We start from the raw sequence: 19,392 nt of genomic DNA, 5'->3' as shown, positions 1-19,392 counted from the left end.
TCGAGGCGTTTTTGATATGGGGAAAAGTTTCCCCTTTCTTATAAAAATCCAACCAAAAAGCACCTGTCCATCACGAAAAATACTAGACTTTACCGTTTAACTTTCCACCAAACATCTCATAATGACTACTACATACAGTTCTACTATCTCTATCATTGTCATAGGTTGTACTAGAGTAGAGAAAAGAAAGGGTGGGAGAATGAGATCATACAAAGACTCTAACTATGTCATTGCCATACAAATGTCTACGTTACTGAAAGGGACGCTGATTTTCCTTGCAGGATTGCTCTCGATATTTTCGATGATCGGGATCCTCACTTCCTCCAACCCTGAATATAGAATAACGTCGAATTCGTTGAATCAAGCGGCTTCCAGTGTGAAGGGTGAGACATTGTATAAATTGCTGGCGCTGGAAAACCGGTCTTTTAATCAAATATTGACAGAAGAGGATCAGGCCCTCCCAAGCTTCTCATCCATCTTCTTTCAGGTGGCCACCAACGTAAGTTTCGAAGATCCCCGGAGCTTTCTCGGTCGTGAACTGCCGGGTTTCTCGATTTTTGACGGGGATATCCTGGTGGCAGGGGAAGGGACGGACTTTACGAATTTGCCGATTGAATCGGTCCCCCCACCTGAAGCACTGGAATCTGAAAATGAAGCGCAACTCAAGAATGTCGGGGATCTGAAAGAAACCAATCAAAAGGGCGGGGACGTAGCCCCGCCATTATCCACAGGAAATAAAAAGACGGTCCTTCTTTACTTCACTCATACGAGGGAATCCTATCTTCCTTATCTGGAGGGAGTGACCAAACCGGATTCCGCCATGCACTCCAAGATCAATGTCACCAGGGTGGGCGAAATGGTGAAGACGGGCCTGGAGGACGAGGGGATAGGGACAAGCATCGATAAGACCGATGTGATCCAAAACTTAAACCATAAGGGACTTGACTACTGGGCAGCTTATCAGGAGTCGCGGCCGCTGGTGCAGGCAGCCATGACCAGCAATAAAGATTTGTTGTATATGGTGGATATTCACCGGGATTCACAGAGGAGAGACATGACGACCGTGACGATAGGCGGCAAGCCCTACGCAAAGCTTGCATTTGTTGTAGGGGAAGAGCACCCGAACTATGAACAGAACCTGAAACTGGCAACCGAACTTCATAAGCGATTGGAATCAAAATATAAAGGGATTTCACGTGGAGTCATAGCGAAAAAGGGCAGTGGCACAAACGGTAAATTCAATCAGGATCTTTCCGGAAACGCCATGCTCCTTGAATTCGGAGGGGTGGATAATACATTTGAGGAACTGGAGAGGACGGCAGACGCTTTCGCTGATGTATTTGCTGAATATTATTGGCAGGCAGAAAAGGTGGATGGTTCCCTCAAGACCCCTGCTGTAAGACAGTAATGAAAAGGATGGATGAACATGACGAAATTCTTTTTTAAATGTGCATTTCTCATAACGGCATTATTTATCGGAGTCCTGATCGGGATGCAATATGCCAATCAAGGAATCGTGGATATGAAGGGACATGAACAGCAGAACTTCACCTCTCCTGTCGGCGTCAACGAGAACGTGGAGGGTAATGTCGAAGCATCGTTCCTCGGGAATGAGGTGGATTCCAAAACCCTGACTGAAAAGAAAGAGAAGCTAGGAGAAATGAAAGCCTTTAATGTATTTTCTTCCATCGGAAAAGTGATAGCGAATACCATCGAAAGCATCACCAATAAAATAGTGGACGTCATTGCTTCGCTCATTTAAACGAAAAGAAGGCCCTCCTGGAGCCTTCTTTGTTATGTTTCACGTCACAGGTCGATTCGCGGAATACAAGGAAATCGGTCAATTCCCAATAGGCCTTTTAGTTTACATTGAATAATATATAGTCTACTGCTATAATTCAAAATAGTGTACATGTGTGGAAATAACAGGAGTTGAACGAATAATGAACCGTGAAGAGAAATTAGAGAGACAATCGAGAATTAGAAACTTTTCCATTATAGCTCATATCGACCATGGGAAATCTACCCTTGCCGATCGTATATTAGAAAAGACGAAAGCATTGACGGCACGTGAAATGAAAGCCCAATTGCTGGATTCCATGGACCTTGAGAGAGAGCGTGGAATCACCATCAAATTAAATTCTGTGCAATTAAAGTATCAGGCAAAGGATGGGGAAGAATATATTTTCCACCTTATCGATACACCGGGGCACGTAGACTTTACATACGAAGTATCCCGTAGTTTAGCGGCTTGTGAGGGAGCTGTCCTTGTAGTGGATGCCGCTCAGGGGATTGAAGCACAGACGCTTGCAAACGTGTATCTTGCCTTGGATAATAACTTGGAAATCCTGCCCGTCATCAACAAAATCGACCTTCCGGCAGCCGATCCCGAGAGAGTTCGTCAGGAAGTGGAAGATGTCATTGGTCTGGATGCATCTGAAGCAGTCCTTGCATCCGCCAAAGCCGGAATCGGGATTGAAGAGATCCTCGAGCAGGTGGTGGAAAAGGTGCCTGCTCCTCAAGGGGATCCAGATGCACCATTAAAAGCCCTTATCTTTGACTCTTTATATGACGCCTACCGAGGAGTCGTTGCCTACATCCGTGTGATGGATGGAAGCGTCAAGGTAGGGGATAAGGTGCGCATGATGGCAACAGGGAAAGAGTTTGAAGTGACCGAGATCGGCGTCTTCACTCCGAAAGCGACGGGTCAGAAGGAATTGACGGTCGGGGATGTTGGATATTTGACTGCAGCGATCAAGAACGTCGGAGACACCCGTGTAGGGGATACGATCACACTTGCCAATAATCCTGCACAGGAAGCATTGCCTGGTTATCGCCGAATGAACCCGATGGTTTATTGCGGTCTATATCCGATTGATTCAAATCGTTATAATGATCTACGAGAAGCGCTTGAAAAGCTTGAATTAAATGACTCTGCCCTTCAATTCGAGCCTGAAACTTCACAGGCATTAGGGTTTGGATTCCGTTGTGGATTCCTGGGTCTCCTGCATATGGAGATCATTCAGGAACGTATCGAACGGGAATTCAAGATCGACCTGATCACGACTGCACCGAGCGTTATCTATCATGTGAAATTGACGGACGGTGAAGAAGTGAAAGTGGATAACCCATCCATGATGCCGGATCCTCAAAAGGTCGATCATGTGGAAGAACCTTATGTCAAAGCAACGATAATGGTTCCGAACGATTACGTAGGTGCCGTAATGGAACTTTGTCAAGTAAAGCGCGGGAACTTCATCGATATGCAGTATATGGATGATACACGAGTGAACATCGTCTATGAAATCCCGCTTGCTGAAATCGTATATGACTTCTTCGATCAGTTGAAATCGAATACGAAAGGGTACGCTTCATTTGATTATGAGCTAATCGGATACAAGGAATCCAAGCTTGTGAAAATGGATATCCTGCTGAATGCTGAAAATGTCGATGCCCTGAGCTTTATCGTTCACCGTGACTTTGCTTATGAACGCGGGAAGCTGATTGTTGAGAAATTGAAGGAATTAATCCCTAGACAACAATTCGAAGTGCCCGTCCAGGCAGCGATCGGACAGAAGATTGTAGCAAGATCCACTATTAAAGCCATCCGGAAGAACGTACTGGCAAAATGTTACGGTGGGGATATCTCGCGTAAACGTAAGCTTCTTGATAAACAAAAAGAAGGTAAAAAACGTATGAAGTCCGTTGGGAATGTTGAAGTTCCGCAGGAAGCCTTCATGGCCGTCCTGAAAATGGATGATACGGATAAAAAATAATCGTCATGCAGATAAAGGGGGAAAGTGGCTTGTTTTTCAAGCACAGCTTACCCCCTTTTCTCTATGAATGCCCCAAAAGGAGGGATAATCTTGGTTAAATCAGCTTATATTCATATTCCTTTTTGTGAACATATCTGCCACTATTGTGATTTTAATAAAGTTTTCCTGGAAGGTCAGCCCGTAAATGAATACTTAATCACCCTGGGTCAGGAAATGAAACATAGAGTATCAGCTTCTGAGAAACTGGATACAGTTTTTGTCGGAGGTGGTACGCCGACGTCTTTGGATGCTAGTCAGCTCGATACGCTGTGTGAATCCATCACGACCCATTTGCCATTTGAAAAGGGTGAATTTACCTTCGAAGCAAACCCTGGTGATCTAACACAAGATAAACTACGCGTGTTAAAGGATCACGGTGTGAATCGGTTGAGTTTCGGGGTTCAATCCTTCAATGATGAACTATTGAAAGGAATCGGTCGTACCCATAAAAGCGAAGATGTCTATACGTCAGTAGAAAACGCTCAAAAAGTAGGATTCTCTAACATCAGCATCGATCTGATTTATAGTCTTCCAAGGCAAACAGAGGAAGATTTTCAGGATACCCTAACAAAAGCCCTTGATCTGGATCTTCCTCATTACTCAGCCTATTCACTCATTGTAGAGCCGAAAACGGTTTTCTATAACTTGATGAGAAAGGGTAAGTTGTCACTGCCGTCCCAGGACCAGGAGGCAGCCATGTACGAAATCCTGATCGAAACGATGGAGAAGTATGGGATCAATCAATATGAGATCAGTAACTTTGCCAAACCGGGATTTGAAAGCAAACACAATCTCGTTTACTGGGACAATAATGAATATTATGGTTTAGGAGCAGGTGCACACGGATATATAAACGGAGTACGTTATTCCAACTACGGACCGCTCAAAAAATACATGGACCCGATTTCACAAGGTTCCCTTCCGACCATCCAGGAGCATCAAGTCACCAAAGCCGAAATGATGGAAGAAGAAATGTTCCTCGGGTTGCGTAAAGTCGAAGGCGTAAGTAAAACCATATTCCAACAAAAATTCGGATCCAGCATAGAATCCGTCTTTGGCCCATCCATCAAAGAAATGGAAAAGCGCGGACTGCTCTCAGTAAATCAAGAGAAAGTAGCACTTACAAAACAAGGGCGCTTTTTAGGGAATGAGGTTTTTCAATCATTCCTGGGTGTAATCGAATAGTCGTGTTCGAATGTGAGGGTTAGCTTATGCTAATTAAGTTGATTGAAGCGGAAGGTGCTCAACTCACGCCCTGCGGAAAGCGAGCACCTGCAGCGGAAATCAACCACCACTCGCTATTTTTAAAAGGCCAATGAAAAGACCCAATCTAATATATTGACATCCCTTTACTGATTTGATAATTTATTAATTAGATTTAGCACTCATCTTAGTAGAGTGCTAACAGGGGTGATGAATGTTGTTAACAGATCGACAACTTCTAATTCTTCAAGTGATCATTGATGATTTTATTCTTTCTGCCCAGCCTGTCGGTTCGAGGAGCTTGTCTAAAAAAGATGAGATCTCATTCAGTTCGGCTACGATCCGAAACGAAATGGCAGATCTTGAGGATTTGGGCTTTATCGAAAAAACCCACACATCCTCAGGTCGCGTACCGTCAGAAAAAGGCTATCGATACTATGTGGATCACTTGCTTTCTCCACAGAAATTAAAGAAGAATGATGTGCATGCACTACGCTCCATCTTTACCGAGCGCATGTATGAATTGGAAAAAGTGGTTCAGAAATCGGCGAAGATCCTTTCAGAGCTGACCAATTATACAACGATTGTATTAGGGCCTGATTTAAAGGAAAACAAGTTGAAAAAAATTCAACTGATTCCCCTTAACAAAGATACGGCCATTGCCATCATCGTCACGGATAACGGACATGTTGAAAATAAGCTGTTCCATATCCCGCCGACAATGGATGCCTCCGAGCTTGAAAAGCTTGTACACATATTAAATGACCGCTTGACGGGTGTTCCGATCAGTGAGTTGAACGATAAAATCTTTAAGGAAGTCGCTCTTTTACTCAAAGAGCATATACAGAATTATGATTTTATCCTCCATTCCTTAACGGATTCCTTTAATCCAACGGTCACGGATAAGCTGTTCTTTGGAGGTAAGACCAATATCCTGAATCAGCCTGAATTCAACGATGTACAAAAGGTCCGCATGCTTCTTGAAATGATTGAACAGGAAGAGAGTATCTATAACCTGATCCGTCCATCTGCCACAGGTGTGAACATAAAGATCGGGAAAGAAAACGATCATCTTGCTATGGAGAATTGCAGTCTCATAACCGCTACTTATTCGATTGGCAAAGAACAATTAGGTTCCATTGCGATCATCGGGCCTACCCGGATGGAGTATTCCCGTGTCGTCAGTTTACTTAATTTCTTCTCAAACGATATGTCCAAGGTTCTGACGAAGCTGTATCAAAGTGGGGATTAGTGGACATATTGTATAAAGGAAAATAAGGCCCCGAAAGTGCGTCTCTACAGACGTTTCGGAGCCTTCATACGAGCGCTTTAAAGGATCACATTTTTAAGGAGGTGAATGTTATGTCTGAAGAAACGAAACAAGAGCAGCAGGAAGCGAAAGAGGAAAAAGGCGAAGCGGTGGAAGAAGTATTCGCTGAAGAACCTCAAGCTGAAGAAGTGCTTGAAGAGCAGCAAGAATCAGATGAGCTTTCACAATTAGAGGAAAAGCTGAATGAGTCTGAAAATCGTTATCTTCGTTTAAGAGCCGATTTCGATAATTTCCGCCGTCGCATTAACGTGGAAAACGAATCGAAGGAAAAGTATCGTGCTCAAGGACTGATTACGGAACTATTACCGGCACTGGATAATTTCGAACGTGCTTTGAATATAGAAGCTGATAATGAGCAAACGAAACAACTGCTTCAAGGAATGGAAATGGTTCACAGAAGTCTTGTTGAAGCCCTTAAGAAAGAGGGAGTGGAACCGATTGAAGCGGTAGGTCAGGAGTTTGACCCTCATATGCATCAAGCTGTCATGCAGGTGGAAGATGAAAACTACGATAGTAATATCGTTGTCGAGGAATTCCAAAAGGGATACAAACTGAAAGACAGAGTAATTCGTCCTTCCATGGTGAAGGTCAGTCAATAAACAAGACATTACATATACAAAACAGGGAGGATTCTTACTATGAGTAAAATTATCGGTATTGACTTAGGTACAACAAACTCATGTGTATCAGTACTTGAAGGCGGAGAGCCGAAGGTCATTGCAAACGCAGAAGGAAACCGCACAACGCCTTCAGTCGTAGCGTTCAAAAATGGTGAAAAGCAAGTTGGGGAAGTGGCAAAGCGCCAAGCGATCACAAACCCTAACACAATCATCTCAGTGAAACGTCACATGGGAACTGACCATAAAGTAGAAGCAGAAGGAAAAGAATATACGCCACAGGAAATCTCAGCTATGATTCTTCAACACTTGAAATCATATGCAGAGGATTACCTTGGGGAAAAAGTTGAAAAAGCGGTTATCACAGTACCTGCTTATTTCAACGACGCAGAACGTCAAGCAACAAAAGACGCAGGTAAAATCGCAGGTCTTGAAGTTGAGCGTATCATCAATGAGCCGACTGCTGCAGCACTTGCATACGGACTTGATAAAATGGATCAAGACCAGACGATCCTTGTATACGACCTTGGTGGCGGTACGTTCGACGTATCTATCCTTGAACTTGGTGACGGAGTATTCGAAGTACGCTCGACTGCCGGTGACAACCGTCTTGGTGGGGACGACTTTGACCAAGTGATCATCGATTACCTTGTGGCTGAATTCAAAAAAGAAAACGGAATCGATCTTTCAAAGGATAAAATGGCCCTTCAACGTTTGAAAGACGCAGCGGAGAAAGCGAAGAAAGATCTTTCAGGAGTGACTTCAACTCAAATCTCACTTCCTTTCATCACAGCTGGAGAAGCAGGACCACTTCACTTGGAAGTGACTCTTTCAAGAGCGAAATTCGATGAAATCTCATCTGACCTTGTAGAACGTACAATGGGACCAACTCGTCAAGCAATGAAAGATGCCGGTCTTTCTGCAAGTGAAATCGATAAGATCATCCTTGTCGGTGGATCGACTCGTATCCCTGCTGTACAGGAAGCAATCAGAAAAGAAACAGGTAAAGAGCCATCTAAAGGTGTTAACCCTGACGAAGTTGTAGCGATGGGTGCAGCCATTCAAGGTGGAGTTCTGACTGGAGATGTAAAAGACGTTGTATTACTTGACGTTACACCACTATCACTCGGTATCGAAACAATGGGTGGAGTATCTACGAAGCTGATCGAGCGTAACACGACGATCCCGACGTCTAAATCCCAAACATTCTCGACTGCCGCTGATAACCAGACTGCTGTTGACATTCACGTATTACAAGGTGAGCGCCCAATGGCTGCGGACAACAAAACGCTTGGACGTTTCCAATTATCAGACATTCCACCGGCACCGCGTGGAGTTCCACAAATCGAAGTGAAATTCGATATCGATAAGAATGGTATTGTAAATGTTAGTGCGAAAGACCTTGGAACAGGCAAAGAGCAAAACATCACAATCAAATCTTCTACAGGCCTTTCAGATGATGAAGTCGAGCGCATGGTGAAAGAAGCCGAAGAAAATGCCGAAGCAGATAAGAAACGTAAAGAGGAAGTTGAACTTCGCAACGAAGCCGACCAACTTGTTTTCCAAACGGAAAAAACGTTAAAAGATCTTGAAGGCAAAGTAGAAGAAGATGAAGTGAAAAAAGCGGAAGATGCGAAAGCTGAATTGAAAGAAGCGATCGAGAAAGATGTTCTTGATCTTATCCGCGAAAAGAAAGACGCATTGCAGGAAATCGTTCAAAGCTTAACGATGAAGCTTTATGAGCAGGCTCAAGCGGATGCTCAGGCAGCTCAAGGCGCTGAAGGCGAAGCTTCGAAAGATGACGATGTGGTCGACGCGGAATATGAAGAAGTAAATGACGACAAGAAATAATCAGGTGTAAACGAACGAAAAAGTCAAAGTCAGGGCGGTTCTTGGCTTTGACTTTTTCTATGATTGAAGGAAACCTTCAATCAACAGACACAAACTAAAGTAAGGAATGTTGAGTTTTTATTGATAATAGTCGAAGCTCAATGTTAAAATAACCTTTATGCAAAGGATTCGGGAGTGGTGTTTTAATGAGTAAACGGGACTATTATGAGGTTCTTGGGGTTGGAAAAGACGCCTCAAAAGACGAAATGAAGAAAGCATACCGCAAGCTCTCCAAAAAATATCATCCGGATATTAATAAAGAAGCGGATGCGGATGAGAAGTTCAAAGAAATATCGGAAGCGTATGAAGTGTTAAGTGATGATCAGAAGCGCGCTCAGTATGATCGTTTCGGTCACACGGACCCTAACCAGGGATTCGGCGGCGGCGCTGACTTTGGCGGCGGCGGTTTCGGTGGTTTCGAGGATATCTTCAATACATTCTTCGGTGGAGGCGGCGGCCGCAGAAGAGATCCAAATGCTCCCCGTCAAGGGGCGGACCTTCAATACACGATGTCTCTGACATTTGAAGAAGCGGTATTCGGGAAAGAAACCGAAATCGAAATTCCGAGAGAAGAAGAGTGTGATACGTGCCATGGTTCGGGAGCGAAGCCTGGGACAAAGGTCAATACATGTTCTCACTGTAATGGATCCGGTCAATTGAATGTCGAGCAGAATACACCATTCGGCCGCATTGTGAACAGAAGGGTTTGTCACTACTGTAACGGTACAGGTAAACAAATCAAGGAAAAATGTTCAACGTGTGGCGGTGCGGGTAAAGTACAGAAACGTCGTAAAATCGCTGTCAAGATCCCTGCTGGAATCGATGATGGACAACAACTGCGCGTGACAGGTCAAGGGGAACCGGGTATCAATGGCGGCCCTGCGGGTGACCTGTATGTGGTTTTCCACGTCCGTTCACATGACTTCTTCGAGCGTAACGGAGATGATATCTACTGCGAAATGCCTGTAACGTTTGCCCAGGCAGCATTGGGTGATGAAATTGAAGTACCGACCTTACACGGTAAAGTAAAGCTGAAAGTCCCTGCAGGAACTCAGACGAGTACGAGATTCCGCTTGAAAGGCAAAGGAGTACCGAATGTACGTGGTTACGGTACAGGGGATCAGCATGTACAGGTGAAAGTGGTCACGCCTTCCAAGCTGACGGATAAGCAGAAACAATTATTGAGAGAATTTGCAGACATCAGCGGTCAAATTCCTGATGAACAGCATGAAAGCTTCTTTGAAAAAGTAAAAAAGGCCTTTAAAGGCGAATAACTAAAGAGCGGAGTTGGTAGATCAATGAAATGGTCAGAAATCAGTATTCTTACAACGAATGAAGCGATTGAGCCGATTTCAAACATTCTTCACGAATCAGGGGCAAGCGGTGTGGTCATTGAAGACCCCGCCGAATTAGTTAAGGAAAGAGAAGATATGTTCGGGGAGATCTACCAACTCAACCCTGATGACTACCCAACTGACGGCGTCATGGTCAAAGCCTATTTGCCCGTCAATAGTTTCCTTGGTGAAACCGTTGACGAGATTAAGCAGGGCATCACGAACCTCGTTACGTATGATATCGACATTGGTGAAAATAAAGTGGAGATTTCTGAAGTGAATGAAGAAGAGTGGGCTACTGCTTGGAAGAAATATTACCACCCGGTGAAGATTTCCGATAAATTTACGATTGTTCCAACCTGGGAAGATTATACTCCGGTTCATAGTGATGAACTCATCATTGAACTGGATCCGGGCATGGCGTTCGGAACGGGTACGCACCCGACTACCGTCATGTGTATCCAGGCACTGGAGCGAATCGTAAAAGAACATGATTCCGTCATTGATGTTGGTACGGGCTCAGGTGTATTATCCATTGCATCGGCACTATTAGCTGCAGACCAGGTACGTGCATATGATCTGGATGAAGTCGCGGTTCGTTCAGCAAGGCTGAATGTTAAGTTGAACAAAGTACAGGAAACGGTATCTGTGGATGCCAATAATCTATTGAACGGGGTGACCGGGCAGGCTGATGTGATCGTGGCGAACATCCTGGCTGAAATCATCCTTCGCTTTACAGAAGACGCATATGAGCTTGTGAAGCCGGGTGGATATTTTATCACTTCCGGAATCATCCAGCCTAAAAAGCAGGAAGTACGTGACTCATTGGAGGCTGCCGGTTTCCAGATCGAAGAGATCATGGTAATGGAAGACTGGGTTGCGATCATCGCAATCAAGCCTGAATAAAACAAAGTAAAAACGGTGGAGTTGAAACTGTATGCAACGATATTTTATAGGAGACCTATATCGAGAAAATGATCCGATTATGATCACGGGGGATGATTATCATCATATTGTCCGTGTCATGAGGATGAAGGAACAGGATGAAGTATTCGTTGTCTTCAAAGATCAGGCATCAGCGATCACCCGTATTGAAACGATTTCCAGTGACGCAGTCAAGCTTTCAATAGTACAATGGGAAACATCGACGAAAGAATTACCAATTAAAGTAACCATTGCGAGCGGACTGCCGAAAGGGGATAAATTGGAGTTGATTTTCCAAAAGGGAACAGAGCTTGGAGCCACTCAATTTATCCCTTTTAATGCGGATCGCTCCATTGTGAAATGGGACGAAAAAAAAGCAAAGAAAAAGACAGAGCGTTGGGAAAAGATCGTGAAGGAAGCGGCTGAACAGTCCCATAGACTTCTCGTCCCTGAGGTCTCTGCACCCGTTTCAATTAAACAATTGATTCAGGCAAATTTCGATTATAAACTTGTCGCATATGAAGAAGAAGCACGCGCCGGTGAGAAAGGGAACCTGTCAAAGGTGTTGTCCTCCATCGGTAACGGGCAAAGTGTACTGGTCGTATTCGGCCCTGAAGGTGGATTATCGGAGAAAGAAATAGAGCTGTTGAAAAACGGGGGCTTTCTTACATGCGGCCTTGGCCCTAGGATCCTCCGAACGGAGACTGCTCCATTGTATGTTCTCTCAGCCATCAGCTATCAATTAGAACTTATGAGGTGATTGCAATGCCATCAGTAGCGTTTCACACTCTAGGGTGTAAAGTGAACCACTACGAAACTGAAGCCATCTGGCAACTATTTAAAGAAGAAGGATATGAACGTGTAGAATATGACTCGATCGCAGATGTGTATGTCATCAATACATGTACCGTAACCAATACAGGAGATAAGAAGAGCAGGCAGGTCATCCGCCGTGCCATCCGGAAAAATCCTGAAGGGGTCATCTGTGTAACAGGATGCTATGCCCAAACGTCCCCGGCCGAAATCATGGCCATCCCGGGAGTCGATGTCGTTGTCGGCACACAGGATCGCAGGAAAATGCTTACGTACATCGAGGAATATAAAAAAGAGCGTCAACCAATCAATGGAGTCACGAACATCATGAAGAATCGGGTGTATGAGGAATTGGATGTCCCGGCATTCACGGACCGTACCCGTGCCTCCCTTAAGATTCAGGAAGGCTGCAACAATTTCTGTACGTTCTGTATCATTCCATGGGCACGTGGACTGATGAGATCCCGCGACCCTGAAGAAGTCATTCACCAGGCTCAGCAGCTTGTAGATGCAGGATACAAAGAAATTGTCCTGACAGGGATCCATACAGGCGGATACGGAGAGGACATGAAAGACTACAATCTTGCTATGCTCCTTAAAGATCTTGAGCAAAAGGTGAAGGGTCTCAAGAGAATTCGCATATCTTCCATCGAAGCGAGTCAATTGACGGATGAAGTCATTGAAGTAATCGATCAATCCGATATCGTGGTAAGGCATCTGCACATTCCACTTCAATCAGGATCGAACACGGTCCTTAAGAGAATGCGCAGAAAATATACGATGGAATTCTTTGCCGAGCGTTTAGAGAAGCTTAAAAAAGCGCTTCCCGGACTTGCCGTCACATCCGATGTCATTGTTGGTTTCCCGGGTGAAACGGAAGAAGAATTCATGGAAACGTATCATTTCATCAAAGAGCATAAATTCTCTGAGCTTCACGTTTTCCCTTATTCAAAACGGACAGGCACGCCCGCTGCCCGAATGGACGATCAGATTGATGAAGACATCAAGAACGAACGCGTCCACCGTTTAATTGAACTTTCGAACCAATTAGCGAAAGAATACGCTTCAGAGTTCGAAAACGAAGTGTTGGAGGTAATCCCTGAAGAAATCTATCAGGATGACCTCTATGTAGGATACACGGATAACTACTTGAAAGTGGTATTCCCTGCAACGGAAGAGATGGTAGGGAAGCTTGTAAAAGTGAAACTCACCAAAGCAGGTTATCCCCTAAATGAAGGCCAATTTGTGCGAGTACTTGAAGATTCAGAAGAAAAAGCAGCCATTTAATAGATGAAGGCACCTGACGTTTCGCTCGGGTGCCCTGCATTTATTTTTGCACAATAATACTTTGTAACCACTTTCTTTTTTGGGTTAGAATCTAATTATCTATTGATTAGTGCAGAAGAAGGTTGTAAACTAGTATTGTTAATCGAATATTTGAAAAGAGTCTTTTTTTTAAATGATAGTGCAAACGATTGCATTAAATGTAAGCGTTTGTATCTTACTATACTTTGATGAGGTGTTACGATGAAAAAGGCATGGCGTAAAGAGGCAGTGGGATACCAAATCTATCCGAGAAGTTTCCAGGATTCAAACGGTGACGGAATCGGGGACTTACAGGGAGTCATCCAACGTTTGGATTATATTAAAGAGTTAGGGATCGATGTGATTTGGATCTGTCCGATGTATAAATCTCCCAATGATGATAATGGTTATGATATTTCGGATTATCAGGATATCATGGAAGACTTCGGAACGATGGAAGACTTCGACCAGCTATTGAAAGAAGTTCATAATCGGGATATGAAACTGATCATTGATCTTGTCCTGAATCATACCAGTGATGAACACCCTTGGTTCATCGAGTCAAAGAGTTCCAAGGACAACCCAAAGCGTGATTGGTATATTTGGAGAGATGGCGTGAAAGGGAAAGAACCGAATAACTGGGAAAGCATTTTCGGGGGATCTGCCTGGCAATATGATGAAGAAACGGACCAATACTTCCTCCATGTCTTCTCGACAAAGCAGCCGGATCTGAACTGGGAAAACGAAGAAGTGCGTGAGGCACTATATGACACGGTAAATTGGTGGTTGGATAAAGGAATCGACGGCTTCAGAATCGATGCCATCAGTCATATTAAAAAGCGGGCGGGTCTGCCGGATATGCCGAATCCAAAGAAGGAAAAATACGTTTCTTCCTTTGACATGCATATGAATCAAAAAGGGATCCATACGTTCCTTCAGGAATTCAAGGATCGTACGTTTGCCAATTATGATGTGATGTCGGTTGGAGAAGCAAACGGCGTGAAGGCAGATGAAGCGGAACTATGGGTCGGTAAAGAGAACGGAAAGATGGATATGATCTTTCAATTCGAGCATCTTGGATTGTGGGATGCGGAAACAAATCCGGATCTAGACATCGTGGAATTGAAAAAGGTGCTGACGCGTTGGCAGAAAGGGCTGGAAGGAAACGGCTGGAATGCCCTTTTCATCGAGAATCATGATAAAGCCCGCGTGGTTTCGACTTGGGGCAATGACAAGGAATATTGGAAAGAAAGTGCAACAGCGATGGCCGCCATGTATTTCCTGATGCAGGGGACACCTTTCATCTATCAGGGACAGGAAATCGGCATGACGAACGTTCAATTTCCTTCCATCGAAGACTATGATGATGTTGCCGTAAAAAATCTATACCGTCTTAAACGTGAAGAAGGGGTGCCTCATCAAGACATCATGGAAATCATCTGGGCTTCCTCCCGTGATAACAGCAGAACACCGATGCAATGGTCAGCCGGGGAAAACAGCGGATTCACAACTGGTACACCTTGGATGAAAGTGAACCCAAACTATAAGACGATCAACGTAGAAGCACAGGAAAAAGATGAAAAGTCCATACTCAACTTCTACAAGAAAATGATTCAACTTAAGAAAAGGGAAGACGTCTTCACGTACGGAATCTATGATCTGCTCCTTGAAAAAGACAAGCAAATCTATGCCTATACCCGCACTGGAGAAAACACATCCATGGTCGTCATCACAAACCTTTCCACTAAGAACGCCGTTTGTGACCTTGGTAAACTTAACGTATCATCAGAGAACCTTCTATTGAATAACTATGAAGTGGAGAACCATGGAGAGTTGAGCAAATTAACCCTCAAACCATACGAGGCGAGAGTATACCGACTAAAATAAATACGTTACAACCCCGGCTCGCTCCGGGGTTGTTTTTTCTTTCTTTCTGAAAATGTCATTTCAGAACATATGAAAAGGTTTTCTTTATTTTGGGAGATACTATAAATTGCTCGTCTTTTTCTCATAGTTTTGGTATGATAAGAGAGGTACGGACAACTGTTAAAGGAGAGATAATCAATGACTATGAACATTGCAAGTATGATCGATCATACTTTACTTAAACCTGAATCAACAAAAGATCAAGTGGAGGTGCTTTGCCAGGAAGCGAAAGAATTCAAGTTTGCTTCTGTGTGTGTAAACCCTACTTGGGTACAATATTCAAGCGAATTATTAAGCGGTACAGAAGTGAAGGTATGTACGGTGATCGGGTTCCCGCTTGGAGCTTCTACACCTGAAACGAAAGCATTCGAAACAAAAGACGCAATCGAAAAAGGGGCAACGGAAGTCGACATGGTCATCAATATCGGTGCACTGAAAAGTGGAGACCACGAATTGGTAAAACGTGACATCGAAGCGGTTGTTGCAGCTTCTAAAGGAAAAGCCCTTTCTAAAGTCATCATCGAAACATGTCTTCTGACAGATGAAGAAAAAGTGAAAGCTTGTCAACTTGCTGTGGAAGCGGGAGCGGACTATGTGAAAACATCGACCGGCTTCTCGACTGGTGGAGCAACGGTTGAAGATATCGCTTTAATGAGAAAAACAGTTGGACCTGATATCGGCGTGAAGGCTTCAGGCGGAGTACGTTCCCTTGAAGACGCACAAGCGATGATCGAAGCAGGGGCTACTCGTTTAGGAGCGAGCTCAGGTGTGAAAATCGTCCAAGGTTTAACAAGCGATTCAGATTATTAATAAGATAAAAAGCTGAGCGGGTATCCGCTCAGTTTTTTTTTGGAAGGTGGACCTTTTCGATTAACCGGGCAAACGAATTGGCGAATGGAAGAACAAGCAGGGAGCATATAAGGTTGAATAGGACACTGGCATGGGCCAATTGCAAATCCGCAGAATCAGCGAGCGTTCCTACAACCGACCCAAGTAAGGGGATGAAAGGGATGAAAAGTGCCACACCCATCACATTCAGCCAGATATGGGCGTATGCCGTCAGCTTTGCCTGGATGCCGCCGCCGATGCTTGCAATAAAGGCTGTGATACAGGTCCCGACATTGGCACCGAGCATGATGGCTATCCCTGCATGAAGATCAATCGAACCAGCAGCCAGAAACCCCATCGTCACGCCTGTAACGATGGTACTCGATTGGATGATGGCCGTCAACACGCATCCAATCAGTAATGCGAGGACAAGATGTTCATTAACCTGAATCATGTAAGAACGCAATGATTCGTGGGTCGTCAAAGGCGTTGCAAGCCATTGAATGGCCCGGATCGATGTAAAGATCAATCCGAAACCTATGAAGATCATACCGCTGCTTTTGATTTGAGGAGATCTGAAAAAATACAATACACATCCGATGATCATGGATGGAACAATGAGATAGTTCATATCCAGGGTGAACATTTCAAGAGTGAAAGTGGTACCGATATTCGAACCGAGCATGATCCCGATGGTTTGACGGAAAGGGATCAGACCGGAGGAAGCAAGTCCCACTGTGAGGACCATGACGGCTGAGCTGCTGTGAATAAAGGCTGTGACAACGGTGCCTGTCATGACACCCTTGACAGGGGTGCTCGTGAGATAGTGAAGCCAAGTCTTGATTTTCTGATTTGCAATATTAAATAGCCCCGACCTTAGCCAGGTCATGCCGAATAAGAAACATAAGATAAAAAAAATAAAGGCGATTCCATGTAAGATCATTGAATTCCTCCTGTACACCAGTACGATTAATACAAATGTATGGGGGAAATGAGTGAGACATGCCTATTTATATAAGTGTTTTATGATAAATTGTTGACCTGACACATATCATATATTATAATGGCAAAGTACATGGATTTCTTTATATTATTAAAGAATCCATCCAAGAAAGACATACACTTTCTGTCCCCTTGTGACAATTAGGCAAGGGCAAAGCCATAACCAATTGGTGAAGTAAAGGACGTCAGATAATCCTGCGTCTTAAGAAATTGGTACAAACCATTTCTTGACTTGAACATGTAAGTGTAGTGTGTTCGGAGGGAGGGAAAGAGAGATGTCAAAAACAGTTGTTCGTAAAAACGAATCGCTTGAAGATGCTCTTCGTCGCTTCAAACGCTCAGTTTCTAAAACAGGAACTTTACAAGAGTTTAGAAAGCGCGAATTTTATGAAAAGCCAAGCGTAAAACGCAAAAAGAAATCAGAAGCTGCAAGAAAGCGTAAGTTCTAAGAGAGGGTGTAAGTATGAGTCTTCTCAATCGTTTAAATGATGATATGAAACAAGCGATGAAAAATAAAGAAAAAGAGAAGCTTTCCGTTATCCGCATGCTTAAGGCTTCACTTCAAAATGAAGCCATCAAACATGGGAAACAGGAACTCTCTGAAGACGAAGAGTTGACTGTCCTTTCTCGAGAAGTGAAGCAACGGAAAGACTCCCTCCAGGAATTTCAAAACGCTGGTCGCGAAGACCTCGTTGAAAAAATTCAAACAGAACTGACTTACGTCGAAATATATATGCCTAAGCAGCTTTCAGAAGAAGAAGTCTCTGCTATTGTCGAACAGACGGTAGTGGAGGTAGGTGCTACTTCTAAAGCCGATATGGGCAAAGTGATGGGAGCAATCATGCCTAAATTAAAAGGGAAAGCCGATGGGGCTCTCGTCAACAAACTTGTTCTTCAACATCTATCATAAGATTAAAGAAACCGGAAAGCTTTTATGCTTTCCGGTTTTTTTAAAATCGATTTCAGATTGAAAGGGGGCCCGAACATTTTTTGTAACATATTTTTTCAAAAAGATGAAACTTTTTTAATGGGTCATCCGTACATAAGGTATCAAGGAATATTACCTGAAACGAGGGGGTTAAGTTGAGGAGAAGTATACTTGTATTATTGATGCTGATTCTTGGATGCAGCTTTATTCAGCCGCTGATCAGTTCAGCCGCGGATTCGGATAGGGTATACGTGATCCCCATTCAAAAGGAAGTGGAAAGGGGACTTCATGCCTTTTTGGAAAGAGCGATTAAAGATGCGGAAGACCATAATGCAGAACTGATCATTTTCGATATTGATACACCCGGCGGATTGGTAGATGCCGCTGGCGAAATCGGGCAGCTCCTGGATGGGATCGATGCAAAAACGATTGCGTTTGTAAACGACCATGCCCTGTCTGCGGGAGCGTTCATTTCCCTTCATGCAGATGAAATCTATATGGTTCCGAATGGACAGATGGGGGCTGCAGCGGTCATTGATCAGGAGGGGAATGCGGCTGATAAGAAAGCCCAGAGCTACTGGCTGTCTGCCATGAAAAGTGCCGCTGAGTCAAATGGGAGAGATCCTCAATATGCTCTGGCCATGGCAGATGATACCCTCGTCATTGAAGAGCTGGGGATTGAAAAAGGTGAATTATTGACGCTGGGATCAAAGGAAGCCAAGAAAATCGGATATTCAGAGGGGACAGTGAAGAACCTCGATGAATTGTATGAAACGCTTGGAGTGGATAAATCCTCTGTGAAACGGGTGGATGAAACGTTCGCGGAAAAACTCGCCCGCTTCATCACAAATCCTGTCGTTGTCCCGATTCTTTTATCCCTGGCAAGCATCGGGCTGATTGTGGAGCTGTATTCACCCGGTTTTGGAATTGCCGGTTCTATCGGTTTGATTTCCCTTGTATTATTCTTTTATGGACACTTGGTTGCAGGACTTGCGGGATATGAAACCATTATTCTTTTCATCATTGGTATCATCCTTATAGTGGCGGAGTTTTTCCTCCCCGGTGGAATAGCAGGGGTACTCGGTATAGGGGCGATCCTTGCAAGTATTATGTTGGCAGGGGGCGATATGGTGCAAATGGGAATCTCTCTTTTGATCGCTTTATTCATTGCCGTTGCAACAGTGATTATCTTTGTAAAGGTGTTTGGTAAAAAGATGAAATTTTTTAACAAAATCATTTTAAACGATTCCACCAGCACAGAAAGCGGATACGTATCTAATGCCAATCGATTGGATTTGATTGGAAGAATCGGCGTGACCAAAACGCCTTTAAGGCCATCGGGAACCGTCATCGTGGAGGAAGAAAGAATCGACGCAGTGACAGAAGGCGGCTTTATCAAAGCAGGTGAAAAGGTTAAGATTGTGAAAGTGGAAGGATCAAGGATTGTAGTAAGAGACATTTCATAATATTTTAGGAG

At 44.0% G+C, this 19,392-nt stretch carries 17 protein-coding genes; 16 read left to right on the top strand and 1 reads right to left on the bottom strand.

The window, feature by feature from the left end; genetic code table 11:
- The first annotated feature begins 199 nt into the window (after positions 1-199).
- The 13 genes from spoIIP (at position 200) to deoC (ending at position 15,967) form a co-directional block, all read left to right on the top strand.
- On the top strand, positions 200-1,408 hold the full coding sequence (gene spoIIP / locus V8G47_RS12890) for a stage II sporulation protein P (RefSeq protein ID WP_336200476.1): 1,209 nt from the start codon (positions 200-202) through the stop codon (positions 1,406-1,408).
- Positions 1,409-1,426: 18 nt separating this feature from the next.
- A complete protein-coding gene (locus V8G47_RS12885; protein WP_336200475.1) occupies positions 1,427-1,762 on the top strand; it encodes a DUF3679 domain-containing protein in 336 nt (111 codons plus the stop codon).
- Between the two features lie 181 nt (positions 1,763-1,943).
- The gene (lepA, locus tag V8G47_RS12880) at positions 1,944-3,776 is read left to right on the top strand and encodes a translation elongation factor 4 (protein WP_442970843.1); all 1,833 of its coding nucleotides are present in this window, start codon (positions 1,944-1,946) and stop codon (positions 3,774-3,776) included.
- Positions 3,777-3,866: 90 nt separating this feature from the next.
- A complete protein-coding gene (gene hemW / locus V8G47_RS12875; protein ID WP_336200474.1) occupies positions 3,867-5,000 on the top strand; it encodes a radical SAM family heme chaperone HemW in 1,134 nt (377 codons plus the stop codon).
- 235 nt (positions 5,001-5,235) lie between these two features.
- Positions 5,236-6,270 (top strand): heat-inducible transcriptional repressor HrcA, encoded by a 1,035-nt coding sequence (gene hrcA, locus V8G47_RS12870; RefSeq protein ID WP_034757462.1) that lies wholly within the window; start codon positions 5,236-5,238, stop codon positions 6,268-6,270.
- A 110-nt stretch (positions 6,271-6,380) separates the two neighbouring features.
- Positions 6,381-6,947, top strand: coding sequence for a nucleotide exchange factor GrpE (gene grpE / locus V8G47_RS12865; RefSeq protein ID WP_261750299.1), 567 nt, complete (start codon positions 6,381-6,383; stop codon positions 6,945-6,947).
- A 39-nt stretch (positions 6,948-6,986) separates the two neighbouring features.
- Entirely contained in the window at positions 6,987-8,816 is a 1,830-nt protein-coding gene (gene dnaK / locus V8G47_RS12860; protein WP_336200473.1) for a molecular chaperone DnaK, read from the top strand.
- A 185-nt stretch (positions 8,817-9,001) separates the two neighbouring features.
- Positions 9,002-10,129 (top strand): molecular chaperone DnaJ, encoded by a 1,128-nt coding sequence (gene dnaJ / locus V8G47_RS12855; RefSeq protein ID WP_336200472.1) that lies wholly within the window; start codon positions 9,002-9,004, stop codon positions 10,127-10,129.
- A gap of 24 nt (positions 10,130-10,153) precedes the next feature.
- Complete coding sequence (gene prmA, locus V8G47_RS12850) at positions 10,154-11,095, top strand: 50S ribosomal protein L11 methyltransferase (RefSeq protein WP_336200471.1); 942 nt, start codon at positions 10,154-10,156, stop codon at positions 11,093-11,095.
- A gap of 31 nt (positions 11,096-11,126) precedes the next feature.
- Positions 11,127-11,873, top strand: a complete 747-nt coding sequence (locus tag V8G47_RS12845) for a 16S rRNA (uracil(1498)-N(3))-methyltransferase (RefSeq protein ID WP_336200470.1) — start codon at positions 11,127-11,129, stop codon at positions 11,871-11,873.
- 5 nt (positions 11,874-11,878) lie between these two features.
- Positions 11,879-13,213 (top strand): tRNA (N(6)-L-threonylcarbamoyladenosine(37)-C(2))-methylthiotransferase MtaB, encoded by a 1,335-nt coding sequence (gene mtaB / locus V8G47_RS12840; RefSeq protein WP_336200469.1) that lies wholly within the window; start codon positions 11,879-11,881, stop codon positions 13,211-13,213.
- A 240-nt stretch (positions 13,214-13,453) separates the two neighbouring features.
- Positions 13,454-15,118 (top strand): glycoside hydrolase family 13 protein, encoded by a 1,665-nt coding sequence (locus V8G47_RS12835; RefSeq protein ID WP_336200468.1) that lies wholly within the window; start codon positions 13,454-13,456, stop codon positions 15,116-15,118.
- A 177-nt stretch (positions 15,119-15,295) separates the two neighbouring features.
- Positions 15,296-15,967 carry a deoxyribose-phosphate aldolase gene (gene deoC, locus V8G47_RS12830; protein ID WP_098439819.1) on the top strand — a complete coding sequence of 224 codons (672 nt, stop codon included), beginning with the start codon at positions 15,296-15,298 and terminating at the stop codon, positions 15,965-15,967.
- A gap of 28 nt (positions 15,968-15,995) precedes the next feature.
- On the opposite strand, the gene V8G47_RS12825 is transcribed toward deoC, so the two are convergent.
- Positions 15,996-16,928 (bottom strand): Na/Pi symporter, encoded by a 933-nt coding sequence (locus tag V8G47_RS12825; RefSeq protein ID WP_336200467.1) that lies wholly within the window; start codon positions 16,926-16,928, stop codon positions 15,996-15,998.
- Positions 16,929-17,262: 334 nt separating this feature from the next.
- Between V8G47_RS12825 and rpsU the strand changes: the two genes are divergently transcribed.
- From rpsU to V8G47_RS12810, 3 genes are all read left to right on the top strand, one after another.
- Complete coding sequence (gene rpsU, locus V8G47_RS12820) at positions 17,263-17,436, top strand: 30S ribosomal protein S21 (RefSeq protein WP_032087602.1); 174 nt, start codon at positions 17,263-17,265, stop codon at positions 17,434-17,436.
- 14 nt (positions 17,437-17,450) lie between these two features.
- Positions 17,451-17,897 carry a GatB/YqeY domain-containing protein gene (locus V8G47_RS12815; RefSeq protein ID WP_336200466.1) on the top strand — a complete coding sequence of 149 codons (447 nt, stop codon included), beginning with the start codon at positions 17,451-17,453 and terminating at the stop codon, positions 17,895-17,897.
- 173 nt (positions 17,898-18,070) lie between these two features.
- Positions 18,071-19,381 (top strand): NfeD family protein, encoded by a 1,311-nt coding sequence (locus V8G47_RS12810; RefSeq protein WP_336200465.1) that lies wholly within the window; start codon positions 18,071-18,073, stop codon positions 19,379-19,381.
- The last annotated feature ends 11 nt before the right edge of the window (positions 19,382-19,392 follow it).

This window comes from Rossellomorea sp. LJF3, from assembly GCF_037046045.1.
Lineage (GTDB): Bacteria > Bacillota > Bacilli > Bacillales > Bacillaceae_B > Rossellomorea.
The sequence above is the reverse complement of the archived record's forward strand: the minus strand, read 5'-3'. Positions and strand labels throughout refer to the sequence as shown.

Coding starts and splice junctions, on each gene's coding strand:
- dnaK (WP_336200473.1), top strand. CDS start 6,987: ATGAGTAAAATTATCGGTATTGACTTAGGTACAACAAACTCATGTGTA.
- spoIIP (WP_336200476.1), top strand. CDS start 200: ATGAGATCATACAAAGACTCTAACTATGTCATTGCCATACAAATGTCT.
- V8G47_RS12815 (WP_336200466.1), top strand. CDS start 17,451: ATGAGTCTTCTCAATCGTTTAAATGATGATATGAAACAAGCGATGAAA.
- dnaJ (WP_336200472.1), top strand. CDS start 9,002: ATGAGTAAACGGGACTATTATGAGGTTCTTGGGGTTGGAAAAGACGCC.
- grpE (WP_261750299.1), top strand. CDS start 6,381: ATGTCTGAAGAAACGAAACAAGAGCAGCAGGAAGCGAAAGAGGAAAAA.
- V8G47_RS12845 (WP_336200470.1), top strand. CDS start 11,127: ATGCAACGATATTTTATAGGAGACCTATATCGAGAAAATGATCCGATT.
- V8G47_RS12885 (WP_336200475.1), top strand. CDS start 1,427: ATGACGAAATTCTTTTTTAAATGTGCATTTCTCATAACGGCATTATTT.
- mtaB (WP_336200469.1), top strand. CDS start 11,879: ATGCCATCAGTAGCGTTTCACACTCTAGGGTGTAAAGTGAACCACTAC.
- lepA (WP_442970843.1), top strand. CDS start 1,944: ATGAACCGTGAAGAGAAATTAGAGAGACAATCGAGAATTAGAAACTTT.
- prmA (WP_336200471.1), top strand. CDS start 10,154: ATGAAATGGTCAGAAATCAGTATTCTTACAACGAATGAAGCGATTGAG.
- V8G47_RS12835 (WP_336200468.1), top strand. CDS start 13,454: ATGAAAAAGGCATGGCGTAAAGAGGCAGTGGGATACCAAATCTATCCG.
- rpsU (WP_032087602.1), top strand. CDS start 17,263: ATGTCAAAAACAGTTGTTCGTAAAAACGAATCGCTTGAAGATGCTCTT.
- V8G47_RS12825 (WP_336200467.1), bottom strand. CDS start 16,928: ATGATCTTACATGGAATCGCCTTTATTTTTTTTATCTTATGTTTCTTA.
- deoC (WP_098439819.1), top strand. CDS start 15,296: ATGACTATGAACATTGCAAGTATGATCGATCATACTTTACTTAAACCT.